This window comes from Deltaproteobacteria bacterium (assembly GCA_005879795.1).
Taxonomy (GTDB): Bacteria; Desulfobacterota; Binatia; order DP-6; family DP-6; genus DP-6.
The window spans coordinates 58,329-73,478 of the sequence record VBKJ01000129.1; the positions used below are offsets into that span (position 1 = coordinate 58,329).

Annotated in this window: 13 protein-coding genes; 5 read left to right on the forward strand and 8 right to left on the reverse strand. The window is 74.0% G+C overall.

Annotated elements, in window-relative coordinates:
* Positions 1–77: 77 nt before the first annotated feature.
* From cobA to E6J59_07710, 6 genes are all read right to left on the reverse strand, one after another.
* Positions 78–1,628: a uroporphyrinogen-III C-methyltransferase gene (gene cobA / locus E6J59_07685; protein TMB20708.1), complete on the reverse strand. Its 1,551-nt coding sequence runs from the start codon at positions 1,626–1,628 to the stop codon at positions 78–80.
* A complete protein-coding gene (gene hemC / locus E6J59_07690) occupies positions 1,625–2,524 on the reverse strand; it encodes a hydroxymethylbilane synthase (protein ID TMB20709.1) in 900 nt (299 codons plus the stop codon). The genes cobA and hemC overlap by 4 nt, the downstream gene beginning before the upstream one ends.
* 4 nt (positions 2,525–2,528) lie before the next feature.
* The gene (locus tag E6J59_07695; protein ID TMB20710.1) at positions 2,529–3,830 is read right to left on the reverse strand and encodes a glutamyl-tRNA reductase; all 1,302 of its coding nucleotides are present in this window, start codon (positions 3,828–3,830) and stop codon (positions 2,529–2,531) included.
* 3 nt (positions 3,831–3,833) lie between these two features.
* The gene (locus E6J59_07700; protein ID TMB20711.1) at positions 3,834–4,652 is read right to left on the reverse strand and encodes a c-type cytochrome biogenesis protein CcsB; all 819 of its coding nucleotides are present in this window, start codon (positions 4,650–4,652) and stop codon (positions 3,834–3,836) included.
* 3 nt (positions 4,653–4,655) lie between these two features.
* On the reverse strand, positions 4,656–5,300 hold the full coding sequence (locus E6J59_07705) for a bifunctional precorrin-2 dehydrogenase/sirohydrochlorin ferrochelatase (GenBank protein ID TMB20712.1): 645 nt from the start codon (positions 5,298–5,300) through the stop codon (positions 4,656–4,658).
* A 125-nt stretch (positions 5,301–5,425) separates the two neighbouring features.
* Positions 5,426–6,850 (reverse strand): hypothetical protein, encoded by a 1,425-nt coding sequence (locus tag E6J59_07710; GenBank protein ID TMB20713.1) that lies wholly within the window; start codon positions 6,848–6,850, stop codon positions 5,426–5,428.
* A 113-nt stretch (positions 6,851–6,963) separates the two neighbouring features.
* On the opposite strand from E6J59_07710, the gene E6J59_07715 reads away from it, so the two are divergent.
* From E6J59_07715 to E6J59_07735, 5 genes are all read left to right on the forward strand, one after another.
* Positions 6,964–8,451, forward strand: a complete 1,488-nt coding sequence (locus E6J59_07715; protein ID TMB20714.1) for an ABC transporter substrate-binding protein — start codon at positions 6,964–6,966, stop codon at positions 8,449–8,451.
* Complete coding sequence (locus E6J59_07720; GenBank protein TMB20715.1) at positions 8,448–9,374, forward strand: ABC transporter permease; 927 nt, start codon at positions 8,448–8,450, stop codon at positions 9,372–9,374. Before E6J59_07715 ends, E6J59_07720 begins: the two co-directional genes overlap by 4 nt.
* Positions 9,364–10,188 (forward strand): ABC transporter permease, encoded by an 825-nt coding sequence (locus E6J59_07725; GenBank protein TMB20716.1) that lies wholly within the window; start codon positions 9,364–9,366, stop codon positions 10,186–10,188. Before E6J59_07720 ends, E6J59_07725 begins: the two co-directional genes overlap by 11 nt.
* 225 nt (positions 10,189–10,413) lie before the next feature.
* A complete protein-coding gene (locus E6J59_07730) occupies positions 10,414–11,601 on the forward strand; it encodes a cation:proton antiporter (protein ID TMB20717.1) in 1,188 nt (395 codons plus the stop codon).
* 349 nt (positions 11,602–11,950) lie between these two features.
* Positions 11,951–13,423 carry a flavin monoamine oxidase family protein gene (locus E6J59_07735; protein ID TMB20718.1) on the forward strand — a complete coding sequence of 491 codons (1,473 nt, stop codon included), beginning with the start codon at positions 11,951–11,953 and terminating at the stop codon, positions 13,421–13,423.
* 1 nt (position 13,424) lies between these two features.
* On the opposite strand, the gene mutM is transcribed toward E6J59_07735, so the two are convergent.
* Together mutM and rsmA are read right to left on the reverse strand one after the other, a co-directional pair.
* Positions 13,425–14,237 carry a bifunctional DNA-formamidopyrimidine glycosylase/DNA-(apurinic or apyrimidinic site) lyase gene (gene mutM, locus E6J59_07740; GenBank protein ID TMB20719.1) on the reverse strand — a complete coding sequence of 271 codons (813 nt, stop codon included), beginning with the start codon at positions 14,235–14,237 and terminating at the stop codon, positions 13,425–13,427.
* 2 nt (positions 14,238–14,239) lie between these two features.
* Entirely contained in the window at positions 14,240–15,070 is an 831-nt protein-coding gene (gene rsmA, locus E6J59_07745; GenBank protein ID TMB20720.1) for a 16S rRNA (adenine(1518)-N(6)/adenine(1519)-N(6))-dimethyltransferase RsmA, read from the reverse strand.
* Between the last annotated feature and the right edge of the window lie 80 nt (positions 15,071–15,150).

Here is a 15,150-nt window from a genome sequence, read left to right on the forward strand (position 1 = left end):
TGGGGCTCATCCGCTGTGCGTTCACCTGCAACCAGTTTGTATGCCGGTGAGGACCTCGCCATCGAGTCTCACGCCCGCTACGCCGCCGCGTCCCTGCCGAAGTGCCGGGCGAGGGCTGCGGCCAGCGCGGCGGCCGTGTAGGCGGCCGGCATCACGTCGACACGCAGGCCGAGGTCCCGCGCCGTCGCGGCCGTCACCGGACCGATGCAGGCGACCGCCGGGCCGCCGTCGCCGGCAAGGCGCGCCGCCGCCGGCCGGCCGAGCAGCTCGACGAAGTTCCTGACCGTGGAGCTGCTCGTGAAGGTGACGGCATCGACGGCTCCCGCCTCGAGCGCCGCCGTGAGGCCGGCCACGTCCGCCTCGCCCGGGGGCACGGCGCGGTACGCGACCACCTCGTCGACCCGCGCGCCGCGCGCGCGGAGCGCTTCGGGGAGGACCGGGCGCGCGCCCGCGGCCCGCGGGAGGAGGACGCGGCGGCCACGCATGTCCTCGTCCGCGAGCGCCGCGACCAGCCCCTCGGCGCGGTAGTCCTCGGCCGCCACCGCGACGCGCAGGAGGCGGCGCTCGAGCTGGGCCGCGGTCTCGGGCCCGATGGCGGCGAGGCGCACCGGCTCGAGCTCGCGTACGTCGCGCCGCGCGGCGGCGAAGCGCGTGAAGAACGCCTCGACGCCGTTGGCGCTGGTGAACACGATCCAGTCGTAGCCGCCCGCCGCCGCCACCGCGCGCTCGAGGGGCGCGGGATCGGCCGGCGGCACGATCGCGATGGTCGGGAACGGGATCACCTCCGCCCCCTCGGCTTCCAGCAGGTCCGCCAGCGCGCCCGCCTGCGCGCGCGGCCGGGTCACGACGACGCGCCGGCCGAAGAGCGGGCGCTCCTCGAACCAGGCGATCCGCTCGCGGAGCGTGACCACGCTCCCGACGACGACGACCCCCGGGGCCACGAGCCCCGCCGCGCGCACGCGCGCGGCCAGCGTCGCCGCGCTCGCGACCACGGTCGCCTGTGCGCCCGTCGTGCCGCTCTGAATCGCGGCGGCCGGGGTGTCGGGGGGGAGCCCGTGCGCGATGAGCGCCGCCATGATCGCGGGCATCTGCCGCATGCCCATGAGGAAGACGAGCGTGCCGCCGTGGCGCGCGAGCGTCTCCCAGGGCAGCGCGGGCGGCACCACCTCGTCGCCCACGCGCGCCTGGTGCCCGGTCGCGATGGTGACCAGCGAGGCATGGTCGCGGTGCGTGAGCGGGATGCCGGCGTAGGCCGGCACCGCGAAGGCGGACGACACGCCGGGGACGATCTCGAACGGTACGCCCGCGCGGCGCAGCGCCTCCGCCTCCTCGCCGCCGCGGCCGAGAAGGAAGGGATCCCCGTTCTTCAAGCGCACAACGGTCTTGCCGGCGCGCGCGCGCTCGACCAGCAGCGCTTCGACCGCCGCCTGGCTCGGCCGGTCGGAGTCGTCGTGCGAGCGGCCAAGGGCGACCACCTCCACCCCGGGGCGGACGAGCTCGAGCAGGCGCGGGCCGACCAGGCGGTCGTGCACGACCACGTCGGCACTGGCCAGGCAGCGCTCACCGCGCCGGGTGAGGAGGCCCGGATCGCCCGGCCCGGCCCCCACCAGGTACACGCGCCCGGTCATCCTTCGAGGATTCCGCGCGCGCCGGCCGCGAGCAAGCGCTCCGCGAGGGCCCGGCCGAGCGCCTCCGCCTCCGCGGCGGGAGCGCTGTCCGCGTCCTCGAGCCAGTGCTGCCCTTCCCGGTCGGTCACCAGGGCGCGGAGCGCGACCTGCCCATCGGCCACGGTGGCATGCGCCGCGAGCGGCGTGTTGCAGTCGCCGCCGATGGCGAGGAGGAACGCGCGCTCGGCCGCCACCGCCGTCGCCGCCGCCGGGTCCTCCACCGCGGCCAGGAGCGCGCGCGTTGCGGGCGCGTCGGCCCGGCACTCGAGGGCGAGGGCGCCCTGCCCGACCGGGGGCAGGAACTCCTCCGGCGCGAGCGCGAGCGCCGCCGGCTCGGCGATGCCGAGGCGCTCGAGCCCGGCGGCGGCGAGGATGAGCGCGTCGACGGCGCCCTCGCGCCAGCGGCGGAGCCGGGTGTCGACGTTGCCGCGGAGCGGCGTCACGACCACGTCCCGCCGGCGCGCGAGGAGCTGCGCCCGACGGCGGACGCTCGCGGTGCCGACGCGTGCGCCGGAGGGAAGCTCGCGCAGGCCGCCCGCGCCGATCAACACGTCGTGCGCCGCGGCGCGCGCGGGCACGGCCCCGACCACCAGGCCGGCGGGCAGGCGCGCCGGCAGGTCCTTCATCGAGTGGACGCCGACGTCTATCTCGCCCGCGAGGAGCGCCTCCTCGATCTCCTTCACGAAGAGGCCCTTCCTCCCGCCCGGCCCCTGCGGCGCGCGCGCGCCGCGGTCGCCGGTGGTGCGGATGTGGACCGTCTCGACGCGGAGGCCGGGATGTCGGCGCACGAGCCCGTCGTGCACCAGCGCCGCCTGCGCGCGCGCGAGGGCGCTCCCGCGCGTGCCGAGGCGCAGCACGCCGCTATGCGTCCTCGTCGTCGGGATCGACCTCCTCGGTGCCGAGGCGGAAGAGGCGGCGCGCCGCCTCGACGTAGAACGCCTCGGCCGGGTCGGCGCGGTGGCGGCGGAGCGCAGTCAGCGGGGCGTGCAGGACCTTGTTGACGATCGCCTGCGTCAAGCGCTCGATCGCCTCGCGCTGCTGCGGGTCGACCGCGCCGAGCCCCGCCAGGCCGCGCTCGACCTCGCGCCGGCGAATCACCTCCACCCGCTCGCGCAGCGCGACGATGGTGGGCACGACGTCGAGGCTCGTGAACCAGCGCCAGAAGGCCTCGACCTCGGCGTCCACGATGGTCTCCGCCTTGTCGGCCTCGCGCGCGCGGGCGCCGCGGTTCCGGGCGACCACACCCTCCAGGTCGTCGATGTCGTAGAGGTAGACGTTGTCGAGCTGGTTCGCGGCCGGGTCGAGGGCGCGCGGCACCGCCAGGTCGATCAGGAACATCGGGCGGTGGCGGCGTTCGCGCATCGCTTCCTCGACCGCCGGGCGCGTGAGCAGGAACTCCCCGCCGCTCGCCGCCGCGATGACCAGGTCGGCGAGGGGCAGATAGCGTGGCAGGCGATCCCAGGGCACGGGCGTGGCGCCCAGCGCGCGCGCCACATCGATCGCCCGGTCGAAGGTGCGGTTCGCCACCATCACCGAGCCCACGCCCTGGGCGAGGAGCTGGCGCGCCGTGAGCTCGCCCATCGTGCCGGCGCCGAGGAGGAGCGCGCTCTTGTCGGCCAGCCGGTCGAAGATGACGCGCGACAGCTCGACCGCGGCCGAGCCGATCGAGACGGCCTTCTCGGCGATGCGGGTCTCGCGCCGGATGCGCTTGGCGACCGAGAACGACCGGTGGAAGCAGCGATGGAGGATCTGCCCCGAGGCGCCGGCGGCCGCCGCGACCGCGTAGTGCTCCTTCAGCTGGCCCAGGATCTGTGGCTCACCCACCACCATCGAGTCGAGGCTGGCGGCAACGCGGAAGAGGTGGCGCACGGCCTCGCGGTCGGTGTGGGTATAGAGGTGCCCGGCGAGCGCGCCCTCGGGCACGTCGTGCTCGCGCGCGAGGAAGCCGGGCAGCGCGGCACCGATCGCCGCGGGATCGGCTCCGCAGGCCAGCACCTCGACCCGGTTGCAGGTGGAGAGGATGGCGCCCTCGGCCACACCCTCGACCGCCATCAGCCGGCCGAGCGAGGGCTCGAGGCGCCCGTTCGCGAACGCGACGCGCTCGCGCACCTCGACCGGCGCAGTGCGGTGGTTGAGCCCGACCAGGACGATGCCGCGCTCCATGGCTCAGAACGCCTTGCCGTGGTTCCCGAGCGCGAGCACGTTCACTCCCACCAGCGAGAGCACGATCACCGCAAACCCCGCGATGGTGAGCGTCGCCGCCCAGCGCCCGCGCCAGCCGGCGGTCATCCGTCCCTGGAGAAGCACCACGTAGATGCCCCAGGTGACGAGCGAGAAGACGAGCTTCGGGTCCGAGGACCAGAACCGGCCCCATGCCGTGTGCGCCCACACGATGCCGCTCACGATGCCGAGCGTGAGGAGGATGAGCCCCCACACCAGGCAGCGATAGTTGACCCGGTCGAGGGTTTCGAGCGAAGGCAGGTAGCGGAGCGCCGCGGGTGCTCGGCGCGCCTTCAGCCGCCGCTCCTGCACCAGGTAGAGGAGGCTCGCGCTGAAGGCGAGCGCGAAAACCGCGTCGCCCAGGACGGAGAGCACGACGTGGATCGGCAGCCAGGCGCTGTCGAGCACGGGCGGGAGCGGGCGGGCACCGCGGTAGACCGCGTCGGCCGCGAGCGTCAGCCCGAAGGCGAGCGGGCTCACCACCGCACCGAGCGCGACCAGCGGGCGGCGGAGCTGCACGACCAGGAACACCGCCATCAGGAGGAGCCCCAGGAACGAGAGCGCCTCGTCGAAGGTGGCGACCGCCATGTATCCGGCAGTCCACGAGCGCACGGCGATGGAGAGCCCGTGCGCGACGAAGCCGGCCCACAGGAGCCGCGGCAGGAGGGTGCGGGGCAGGTCCCGGCGGACCGCGATGCCGACCAGCGCCGCCAGCGTGCCGGCGAGGTAGAGGGCGACCGCGAGGCGCAGGCACCCGAGCTCCATCCCTCAGCCCTCCCCTCCGAGCGCGACACCGAGCCGCACGAGCGTGCACCCGGCGCCCGCCTCGCGGGCGAGGAGCGCGTCGACCTCCTGGGACCGCCCCTGGCGCACCAGCTCCAGGAGTGGCGAGGCGAGGAGCTTCCGCACCACCTCGGTGCGCGCCGGGTCGCCCGCGAGCGCGGCGCGCACGCCGCCCAGGATGGCGACGAAGGGCGCCCACTCCGGTCCGAGCCGCGCCTCGAGCTCGCGCCGGAGCCGCGCGGCCAGGCCGGGGCTTGCCCCGCCCGTCCCGATCGCGATCTGGAGGTCGCCGCGGCGGACGACGGCGGGTGCGATGAACGTGCACGCCTCGGGCACGTCGATCACGTTCAGCAGGACGCGCTCGCGCTGCGCCTCGTCGGTGAGCCGGCGGATCAGCTCCGGGTCGCGCGTCGAGGCGTAGGCCAGCACGGCGCCGGCCAGGTCGCCCGGCCGGTACTCGCGGTCGACGTGACGGATGCCGGCCAGATCGGCGCCGACCTCGGGCGCGACCACGGTGACCTCTGCGCCGGCTTCCGCGCACCCCCTCGCCTTGGCGACGGCCGGCGCATCACCGCCGACGATCACGCAGCGCCGGCCCTCGAGACGAAGGAAAACCGGGTGGGTGCGCATCCGGCCGGGGATCGTACCAGATGCCCAAGGTCGCGGAAACGCGGGGCCACAGGCGCGGCCGGCTGCGGCGGGGTGCGGCCTTCCGGGCCTTCCGCCGGAACGCTGCGGCCGCCGGGGCGCGCTGCCTAGGCCGCGCTCTGGGCGCGGATCTTGAGGACCTGCCGGGAGCGGGGCTTGGCCTTCTTGCCGGGACGGTGGCTCTGGGCGCTCACTCTGTGCTTCTTTCCAGTGCGCGAGACCGTCTGGGCGCGGCGCACGCGGTAGGTGAGCATCGCGGAGCGGACCTGGCCACTCGCGGAGGCGGCGACCCGGACCGGGCGCGGCGACGCGCTGCCCGTCACGCGCTGCTCGGCGGCGAACTCCGCGAGCCGGCTCTGGAAGGCGGCGCCGGCGGACTCCGGGAGGCGAAGCTGGTAGCCGGCCGGGATCGGCCGGCGGCCGCTCACCACGAGCGTCGAGAGGGCCGGGTTCAGGCTCGCCAGCTGGGCGCGGCTGGTGCGCGCGAGCCGAGCCGCCGCCTCCATGCCGAGCGCGCGCTCGAGGCGCCGCTCGTGCACGCGCAGCGCCGGCTCCTCGGGCGCCTCGCCGAAGTACGTCTTGAAGTCGCGCTCCACGTCGAGCGCGGCCAGGAACTCGGCGTAGAAGTTCCGCGACGCGAAGCCGAACGCCTTGCCGCGGTAGTCGCGCACGATGGTCGCGATGTCCGTCGTGCCGACCTCGGCGACGGCGCGCGCCATCCCGTCGGGGCCGTGGTTGTAGGCGGTGATGGTGAGCGGCCAGGTGTCGAGCATGTCGTGCACGCGCACCAGGAAGCGGGCCGCGGCGCGCGTCGAGGAGATCGGATCGCGGCGCTCGTCGACCAGGTTGTCGACGCGCATGAAGAGCCGTCCGGTCCTGGGCATGAACTGCCAGATGCCGGCCGCGCCCACCTTGGAGTATGCGCGGAGGTTGAAGCACGACTCGATGAGCGGGAGGCGGATGAGCTCGACCGGGAGGCCCGCCTCACGGAAGATGCGCTCCATCTCGGGGAAATAGCGGCGCGAGATGCGGATGCCCTCGGCGAAGCGCTCGCGCAGCCCGCGCTGGCTGTGCAGCCGCTTGTCGTCCGCGGCGGCGAGGAAACGATCCGGCGCCGGGTCGTCGGCCCAGAGGTCGTAGACCGCACGCTCCTCCGCGGTGAGCGACTCCGGGTGCGAGCCGAGGGCGTGGAGGCGGAGCAGCGTCGCCCGCAGCCGGTCCAGCTCGAGGTCGGTCTCGAAGCGCTCGAGGCTCGCGAGCTCGCCCTCGCCGAAGCCGTCGTCCAGGCGGGAGCGGAAGTCGAGGATCTTGTAGACCTTGTCGAGGCGGAGCGCGTCGTGCAGAACCACCTGGTGCGCCGAGTACTGGGTGAAGATGGCGCGCCAGAAGCGGACCTGCGGCTCCAGCTGCGCGGGGCGTGGGAAGAGGCTCGCGTGACGCGCGTCGGCGGTGAGCTCGGCTTCGGCGGCGCGAGCACCGGCGGGGGCCAGGGTGGTGAGCAACGTTGCTAGAAAAAGAGCACGTATCCGCATTGGCTCCCCCGCCTTCTCCGCCCGTCCCCGGGTTCGCTGCACTCTCCGCACCCGGATGGTACCAGCCGTCTCGCACGGGAGTCAATCGCAAAAGGGGTCTGGCGGCCCTCGCGATGCTCTGGGTGACGCTGGTCGCCGCCTGCGGAGAGGCGCCCGTGCCGCCCACGGGCCTCGTCCTGGCGCTCCAGAGCGACCCGCAGAGTCTCGACCCGCGCTTCGGAACCGACGCGAACGCCTCCCGCCTGGCCGATCTGCTGCACGCGGCGCTCACCCGGCCCGACGCGGCCGCCCGCCGGCTCCCGGAGCTCGCCGAGAGGTGGGAAGTGCCCGATCCGCTGACGATTGTCTTCCACCTGCGGCGCGATTTTCGCTTCGCCGACGGTGCGCCCGTGACGGCGGCCGACGTGCGGGCAACCTACCTCGCCGTGCTCGACCCTGCACTCGCCTCGCCGAAGCGCGCGGCACTTGCCATGCTGTCGTCGATCGAGGCACCTGATCCGGCGACGGTGGTGATGCACCTGCGCGAGCCCTTCGCGCCCTTCCTGGAGGCGACCGGCCTCGGCGTCCTGCCCGCGGCCCGGGCCCGCGATGCGGGCGAGGTAGCGGTGGGAGCCGGCCCCTTCCGTGTCGTCCGGGCCGAGCGGGGGGAGCGGGTCGTGCTCGAGCCGAACCCGGGCTACCCCGGCGGCCCGCCCCGGCTCCATCCGCTCGTCGTCCGCATCGTGCCCGACGAGGTGGTGCGGGTGCTCGAGCTCAGGCGCGGCGGGGTCCAGCTGATCGAGGATGCGCCCGAGCCCGAGATGGTGGACTGGCTCGCGCGCTTTCCCCACCTGATCGTCCGGCGGAGCCCCGGGACCAGCGTCGATTACCTGGCGCTCAACCTCCGCGACCCGCGCCTCGCCCAGCGCCGGGTGCGCCAGGCGATCGCACTCGCCCTCGACCGGGACGCGCTGGCACGCTTCATCCTCGGCGGCGCGGCCCGGCCGGCGAGCGGGCTCCTGGCGCCCGAGCACTGGGCATACGCACCGGTCCCCACCCACCGTCCCGACCCGGCCCGGGCGCGGCGGCTGCTCGATCGCGCCGGCTACCCGGATCCCGACGGCCCCGGGCCCCTGCCCCGCTTCCACCTCGTCTACAAGACCTCGAATCAGCCCGAGCGACGCCCGCTCGCCGGGGCGATCCAGGCCGCGCTCGCCCGGGTCGGGATCGCCGTCGAGGTGCGCACCTACGAGTGGGGCACGCTCTTCGCCGACGTGCGCAGCGGCAACTTCCAGCTCTGCGCCCTCGCCTGGGTCGGCATCGGCGATCCCGACTTCTACCATCTCGCCTTCCATTCGACCATGCGCCCGCCCGCGGGCTACAACCGAGGGGGCTACGCGAGCCCGGTCATGGATCGGCTGACGGAGCGCGGGCGGCGGGTGCTCGACGTCGAGCGGCGGCGCGCCATCTACGCGCGCATCCAGCGCCGCGCTGCACACGACCTGCCCGTCGTCCCGCTCTGGTGGGAGGACCGCGTGGTGGTGCAGAGCCGCCGGCTGCGGGGCTTCGAGCCCTCCCCCGACGGCGACCTCCACACCCTCGCGCGCGCGTGGATGGAATGACCGGCTCGCTCCTCCGCCGTCGCCTCGTGCTCCTCGTCCCGACGCTCCTGGGCATCGTGACCCTCGTCTTCGCGTTCCTGCACCTCGTCCCTGGTGACCCGGTGGAGATCATGCTCGGTGAGTCGGCCGCGCCGGCGGACGTGGCAGCGCTGCGCCGCGAGCTGGGGCTCGACCGACCGCTCCCGGCGCAGTATGCCCGCTTCCTCGCGCGGGCGGCGCGCGGCGACCTGGGGCGGTCGATCGTGCTCCGCACGTCCGTGGCGCGCGCCGTGGCCGGCCGCTACCCCGCGACGCTCGAGCTGGCCGGCGCCGCGTTCGCCCTGGCGCTCGGCCTGGCCCTGCCGCTCGGCGTAGCCGCCGCGCTCCGGCCCGGGTCGGCGGTCGATCGCGGGGCGCGCCTGGTGAGCCTCGCCGGCGCGTGCCTGCCGGGCTTCTGGCTCGGCCCGCTCCTCATCCTGCTCTTCTCGCTGCGCCTCGCCTGGCTCCCGGTGTCGGGTCGCGGCGGGCTCGCCCACCTGGTACTCCCCGCCACGACCCTCGGGCTCGGCATGTCGGCCATCCTCGTCCGCCTGGTGCGCACGAGCATGATCGCAGCGCTCGGCGAGGACTTCGTGCGCAGCGCCCGCGCCAAGGGCGCTCCCGAGTGGCGCGTGGTCGCGGTGCACGCGCTGCGCAACGCGCTCCTCCCCGTCACCACCGTGGCCGGCCTCCAGGCCGGGGCGTTGCTCGCCGGCGCGATCATCACCGAGACCATCTTCGCCTGGCCCGGGCTCGGGCGCCTGCTCGTGCAGGCGATCGACGCGCGCGACTATCCGCTCGTCCAGGGCTGCGTGCTGGCGATCGGGCTCACCTACGTCGGCATCAACACGGCGACGGACCTGCTCCAGCGCGCGATCGACCCGCGCCTCCGCGATGCCCGCTAGGGGCCGGCGCGCGGTGACCGCCGGGGCCGCGGTGCTCCTCGCGCTCGCGCTCGCGGGCGCCGCCGCACCGCTCCTGGCGCCCGACCCCTACGCGACGGATCTCCGCGCCCGGCTCGCGCTCCCCCGTCCCGGCCACGCGCTCGGCCAGGACAGCCTGGGGCGCGACGTGCTGGCGCGCGTGATGCATGGCGCGCGCATCTCATTCGCCGTGGGCGCGACCGTGGTCGCGCTCTCGCTGCTCCTCGGGGTGACGGTCGGCGCGGCGGCGGGCTACCTGGGCGGGTGGTTCGACGAGGCCGTCGCCCGCGTGATCGACGTGCTCCTCGCCTTCCCGGGGCTGCTCCTCGCCATCGCGCTCGCCGCCGTCCTCGGCCCGAGTCTCGGGAACGTCGTGCTGGCGCTCAGCCTGCTCGGCTGGACGGGCTACGCGCGCCTCGCGCGCGCCGAGGTGGCGGCGCTCCGGCAGCGCGAATTCGTGCGGGCGGCGGAGGCCCTCGGCGCGGGGCCGAGCCGCATCGTCGCGCGCCACCTGCTCCCGTTCGCCGCACCCGTCCTCCTCGTGCAGGCGACCTTCGGCATGGCCGGCGCGATCGTCGCCGAGTCGAGCCTGTCCTTCCTCGGCCTGGGCGCGCCCTCGCCGCTCGCCTCGTGGGGCGCGATGATCGACGAGGGGCGGCCGTTCCTCCTGGTGGCGCCGCAGGTGGTGGTCTGGCCGGGGATCGCGCTCGCGACGACCGTGCTCGCGCTGCAGCTCGTGGGGGACGGGCTGCGGGACCTGCTCGACGTGCGGTCGCGGGTCCCGGATCGTCCCTAGGAGGCCGTCGGCGGCCGCCCGCGACCCAGGTGCGGGCCGGAGCGCTCGGCGGGTCGTCGCGGCGCCGCGTCGACACTGGCATTTCCGCCGGCTATTAGTCGGTCGCGCAGCAGGAAGGCGATGAGGCTCGCCTGAACCGCCGCCTTCGCGGCTGATGGCCTCTACCGGTCAAACGGGTAGGGGCCCGGCTCGAGCCCCTCCCGGAACAACGAGGAGGAAGAGGGCATGAGCACGTTGGCAACGGCGACGGTCCTCGGGTTCTCGATCCTCGGTGCCTCGATGCTGAGCGTCGAGCTGGGCATCTCGGTCGCGATCATCGAGATCACGCTCGGCGTGGTCGCCGGGAATTTCTTCGGCGTGACCACGACACCCTGGATCGACTTCCTCGCCTCGTTCGGCGGGATCCTCCTGACGTTTCTCGCCGGTGCGGAGGTCGATCCCCGCCTCATGCGCGAGAAGCTCAAGGAGTCGCTCCTGATCGGCGGCCTCTCCTTCCTTCTACCGTTCATCGGCGTGGGTCTCTTCGCGTATTGCGTGGCGGGCTGGGACCTCCGCCCGGCGGAGATCGCTGGCGTTGCGCTCTCCACGACCTCGCTCGCCGTCGTCTACGCCGTCCTCGTCGAGACCGGGCTCACGAATGCGGAGATCGGCAAGATCATCATGGCGGCGACCTTCGTGACCGATCTCGGGACCGCGGTGGCTCTCTCCGCGCTCTTCATCCAGCCCTCGGCTTACTTCGTCGTCTTCATGGCGGTTTCGGCCGTCTCGGTCGCGGGCATGGTCCTCCTGCAGCCCTGGTTCTTTGCGCGCTACGGCCGCAGGGTCATCGAACCGGAGATCAAGGGAGCGTTCGCGGTGCTCTTTCTGCTCATGTGGACAGCCGACCTGGCGAAGAGCCACGCCGTGCTCCCGGCGTTTCTGCTCGGCCTCGCGGTGGCGCGCATCTTCAAGGAGCACCCGGAGGAGCAGCGGCGCTTCCGGGTGGTCGCCTTCTCGCTCCTGACTCCGTTCTTCTTCTTCAAGGGAGGCTTGAACGTCAGCCTCGCGGCGCTGGCCGCGAGTCTCCCTCTCCTCATCGGCTTCTTCGTCGCGAAGGTCGCGCTCAAGTTCCTCGGTGTGCTGCCCGTCGCGCTCCGATACGTCCGGCCTCATGCGGCGTACACCACACTCCTCATGAGCACCGGGCTCACGTTCGGAACGATCTCGTCGCTCTACGGACTCAATGCGGGGATCATCGATCGGACACAGTTCTCGGTGCTCGTCACGACGGTGATCCTCTCCGCCGTCGTGCCGACGTATCTCGCGCAACGCTTCTTCTCGCCGCCGGTCCATGCCCTCACCGTGGACGAGATGGCCGAGGTCGAGGACGAGGAGTTCGAGCCGCCAGCGGCGCCACGGCCGAAGCGCACGTAGCCGGCGGCGACGTCCACTCTCTCCGGCGCCAGATCGCTGCCGACGGACGCGGCGCGCCTACCGCGCCCGCTACCCAGGGTGCGACCGCAGGCTCCCCCGTTTTTTCACCCGCGACTCCCGTGTCGACGTGCTAGACCGCAACCTGGAACCCCTGTGTTATGCGATCGCGTGTCGCGCGAACCCAGCGGGAGAGGAGGCCGGCGCAGCGATGCGGGAATCCGCCTCTCGGCCTCCGCGTGATGGGCCGCGGAGAGCGCCGGACCATCTCAGGGCAGAGTCCGCGGTCAGCCTCTGGCAAACCCGACCCACCATCAGCGCTGCATCGCAGCGAAAGCGTGAGGGAACGGAGATGGAACGCAGAGGAATCACGCGTCGCGGCCTGATCGGCGGTGCGGCGGCCGGCGCGGCCGTCGCCGCACTCCCACGGTCTGCCCGCGCGGCCGTGCGTTATGCCGACGTCATCGTCGTCGGCGCGGGGCTCGCCGGGCTCACGGCGGCGCGCACGGTCGTCAACGCCGGCCGCTCGGTGATCGTGCTCGAAGCCCGCGACCGGGTCGGAGGTCGCGTCCTCAACCACGCGCTCGCCAACGGCGCCTACACCGAGCTCGGCGGCATGTTCATCGGGCCGACGCAGGACCACATCCAGGCGCTCGCCGCGGCGGTCGGCGTCGGGACCTTCCCGACCTACAACACCGGCAACAACGTCTTCTACGGGCCCAGGGGGCGCGAGGAGTATCCGAACGACACCCCCTTCGGCACGGCGCCGGTCGACCCCGTCGTGGATCCCGACATCGTGCTGGCCGTCGCCCAGCTCGACCAGATGTCGACGAGCGTGCCCGTCGACCGGCCCTGGGACTCCTCGAGCGCCGAGGAGTGGGACCGCCAGACGCTCGACACCTGGCTGCGCGCGAACACGAGCGGCAGCGACGAGTTCATGGCGCTCTCGTCGGCGGCCACCGAGGCGATCTTCGGCTGCGAGCCGCGCGAGCTCTCGCTCCTCTACACGCTCTTCTACATCGCCGCCTCGGGAAACGAGCAGAACCCGGGAACCTTCGAGCGCAACTTCGACACCGCCGGCGGCGCCCAGGAGAGCCGCTTCGTCGGGGGCGCGCAGACGGTCGCGCTGCGGGTCGCCGCCCAGCTCGGACAGCGCGTCGTGCTGAGCGCGCCCGTGCGCCGCATCACGCAGTCGTCCTCCGGCGTGACCGTCGTCTCCGACCGCTCCACTGTGACCGGGCAGCGCGTGATCGTCGCCATCCCGCCCACCCTCGCGGGAAGGATCGCCTACGACCCGCCGCTGCCCCCGCTGCGCGACCAGCTCATGCAGCACATGCCGCAGGGGACGCTGATGAAGTTCGAGGCGATCTACACGACGCCCTTCTGGCGCGCCAAGGGCCTCTCCGGCCAGACCGTCAGCGAGATCGGTCCGATCAAGGTCACCTTCGACACGTCGCCGGCCGATGGCAGCGTCGGGATCATGATGGGCTTCATCGGCGGTCACGAGGCGCGCGTGTGGGAGAACCGGTCCGACGACGAACGCCGCGCCGCCGCGCTGCGGAACCTCGCCAACTACTTCGGCGACGAAGCCCTCAGCCCGGGCGGGATCGTGGAGTTCAACTGGTCCGCCGAACCCTGGAACCGCGGCTGCCCGGTCGCCATCCTCGGGCCGGGAACGCTGATCGACTTCGGAGCCGTGCTGCGTACGCCGGCCGGGCGCATCCACTGGGCCGGCACCGAGACCTCGACCTTCTGGAACGGGTACATGGACGGCGCGGTGCGCTCGGGTGAGCGGGCGGCGCAGGAGGCGCTGGCAGCGCTCTGAGCTACAGCTGGCAGCGCGGGCAGTAGAAGCTCGTTCGCCCGACGATCAGCCGCCTGCGGATCGGGCCGGCGCACCGCGGGCACGGCTCGCCGGCGCGGTCGTAGACGCGGTGGCGGAGCTGGAACCAGCCCGGGCGGCCGAGGCCGTCGCGGTAGTCGGAGATCGACGAGCCGCCGCGCCGGATCGCCTCGGCGAGCACGGCGCGCGTCGCCCGCACCACGCGCGCGCACTCCTCGCGCCCCAGGCGTGACGCCCGCCGGCCCGGGCGGATGCCGGCGCGGAAGAGGAGCTCGTTCACGTAGATGTTGCCGAGGCCGGCCACCCGACGTTGATCCATGAGGAGCGCCTTGATCGGGGTGCGCCGGCCGCGCGTCAGCGCGATGAGCGCGTCGGCGGTGAAGCCCCGATCGAGCGGGTCGATCCCGTCGCCCGTCTCGGCCGACAGCGCCGCCCGCTCGATCACCGCCACGCGCCCGAAGCGCCGCGCGTCGTTGAAGGTGAGCACGCGCCCGTCGTCGAGCCCGACGACGACGTGATCGTGCCGCTCGTCGGCGCGCCCGGGCGCGGCCAGCGTGAGCCGCCCCGTCATGCCGAGGTGCACGAGCCAGAGCCGGCCGTCGTCGAGCGCGGCCAGGAGGTACTTGCCGCGCCGGGCAAGGCCCTCGATGCGGCGGCCGGCCAGGCGCGCGGCGAAGTCGGGCGCCACGCCGCCGCGCAGGCGGACGTCGCGCACGGAGACGCTCGCCACGCAGCGTCCGGTCAGCTCGGGGGCGAGGCAGCGGACGACGGTCTCGACCTCGGGCAGCTCGGGCACGGCTACGCGAGGGCGCGCGCGAGGCGCCCGAAGGCCGCCAGATCGAGCGTCTCGGCGCGCGCGGTGGGGGCGACGGCGGCACGCGCCAGGGCCGCCTCGGGCAAGACACCCCGCCGCGCGGCCAGCCCGGCCAGCGCGTTGCGCAGCATCTTCCGCCGCTGCCCGAAGGCGGCGCGCACGACCTCCCGGAAGAGGTCGACGTCGTGGAGGTCCGCGCGCGGCCCGGCGCTCCAGCGGATGTCGAGGACCGCCGAGTCCACGTCCGGGCGCGGGAGAAAGCTCCGGCGCGACACGCCGAAGGCCACGCGCACCTCGGCGAAGGCCTGCACCAGGACCGAGGTGACGCCCCAGGCGGCGCTCCCGGCGCGCGCGGCGAGCCGCGCCGCCATCTCCCGCTGCAGCGTGACCACGGCGCGCGGGAAGCGGGCCCGCAGATCGAGCAGGCGGAAGAGGACGGGCGTCGCGATGTTGTAGGGCAGGTTCGCCACCACCGTGACCGCCGGCTCGCGCACGATCTCCGCGAGCGGCAGCGCGAGGACGTCGCCCTCGACGACACGCACGCGCGGGTCGTTCGCGTGCTGCGCCGCCAGGCGGGTCGCGAGGCCGGGGTCGATCTCGATCAGGTAGAGGCGCCCGGCGCGCGCCACGAGCTCGTCCGTGAGCGCGCCCAGCCCGGGGCCGATCTCGAGCACGACCGAGCGGGGCCCGAGCTCCGCGGTGTCGACGATCCGCCGCGCGACCCCGGGGTCGCACAGGAAGTGCTGGCCCCAGCGCTTGCGCGGGCGGAGCCCGGCGGCGGCCAGCGCCTCGCGCGCCTCGCGGCGCGCTCCCATCAGCGATATCCTTCGCTCACGCTCACGAATATCCTTCGCTCACGCTCACGGATATCCTTCGCTCACGCTCACGGACGTCC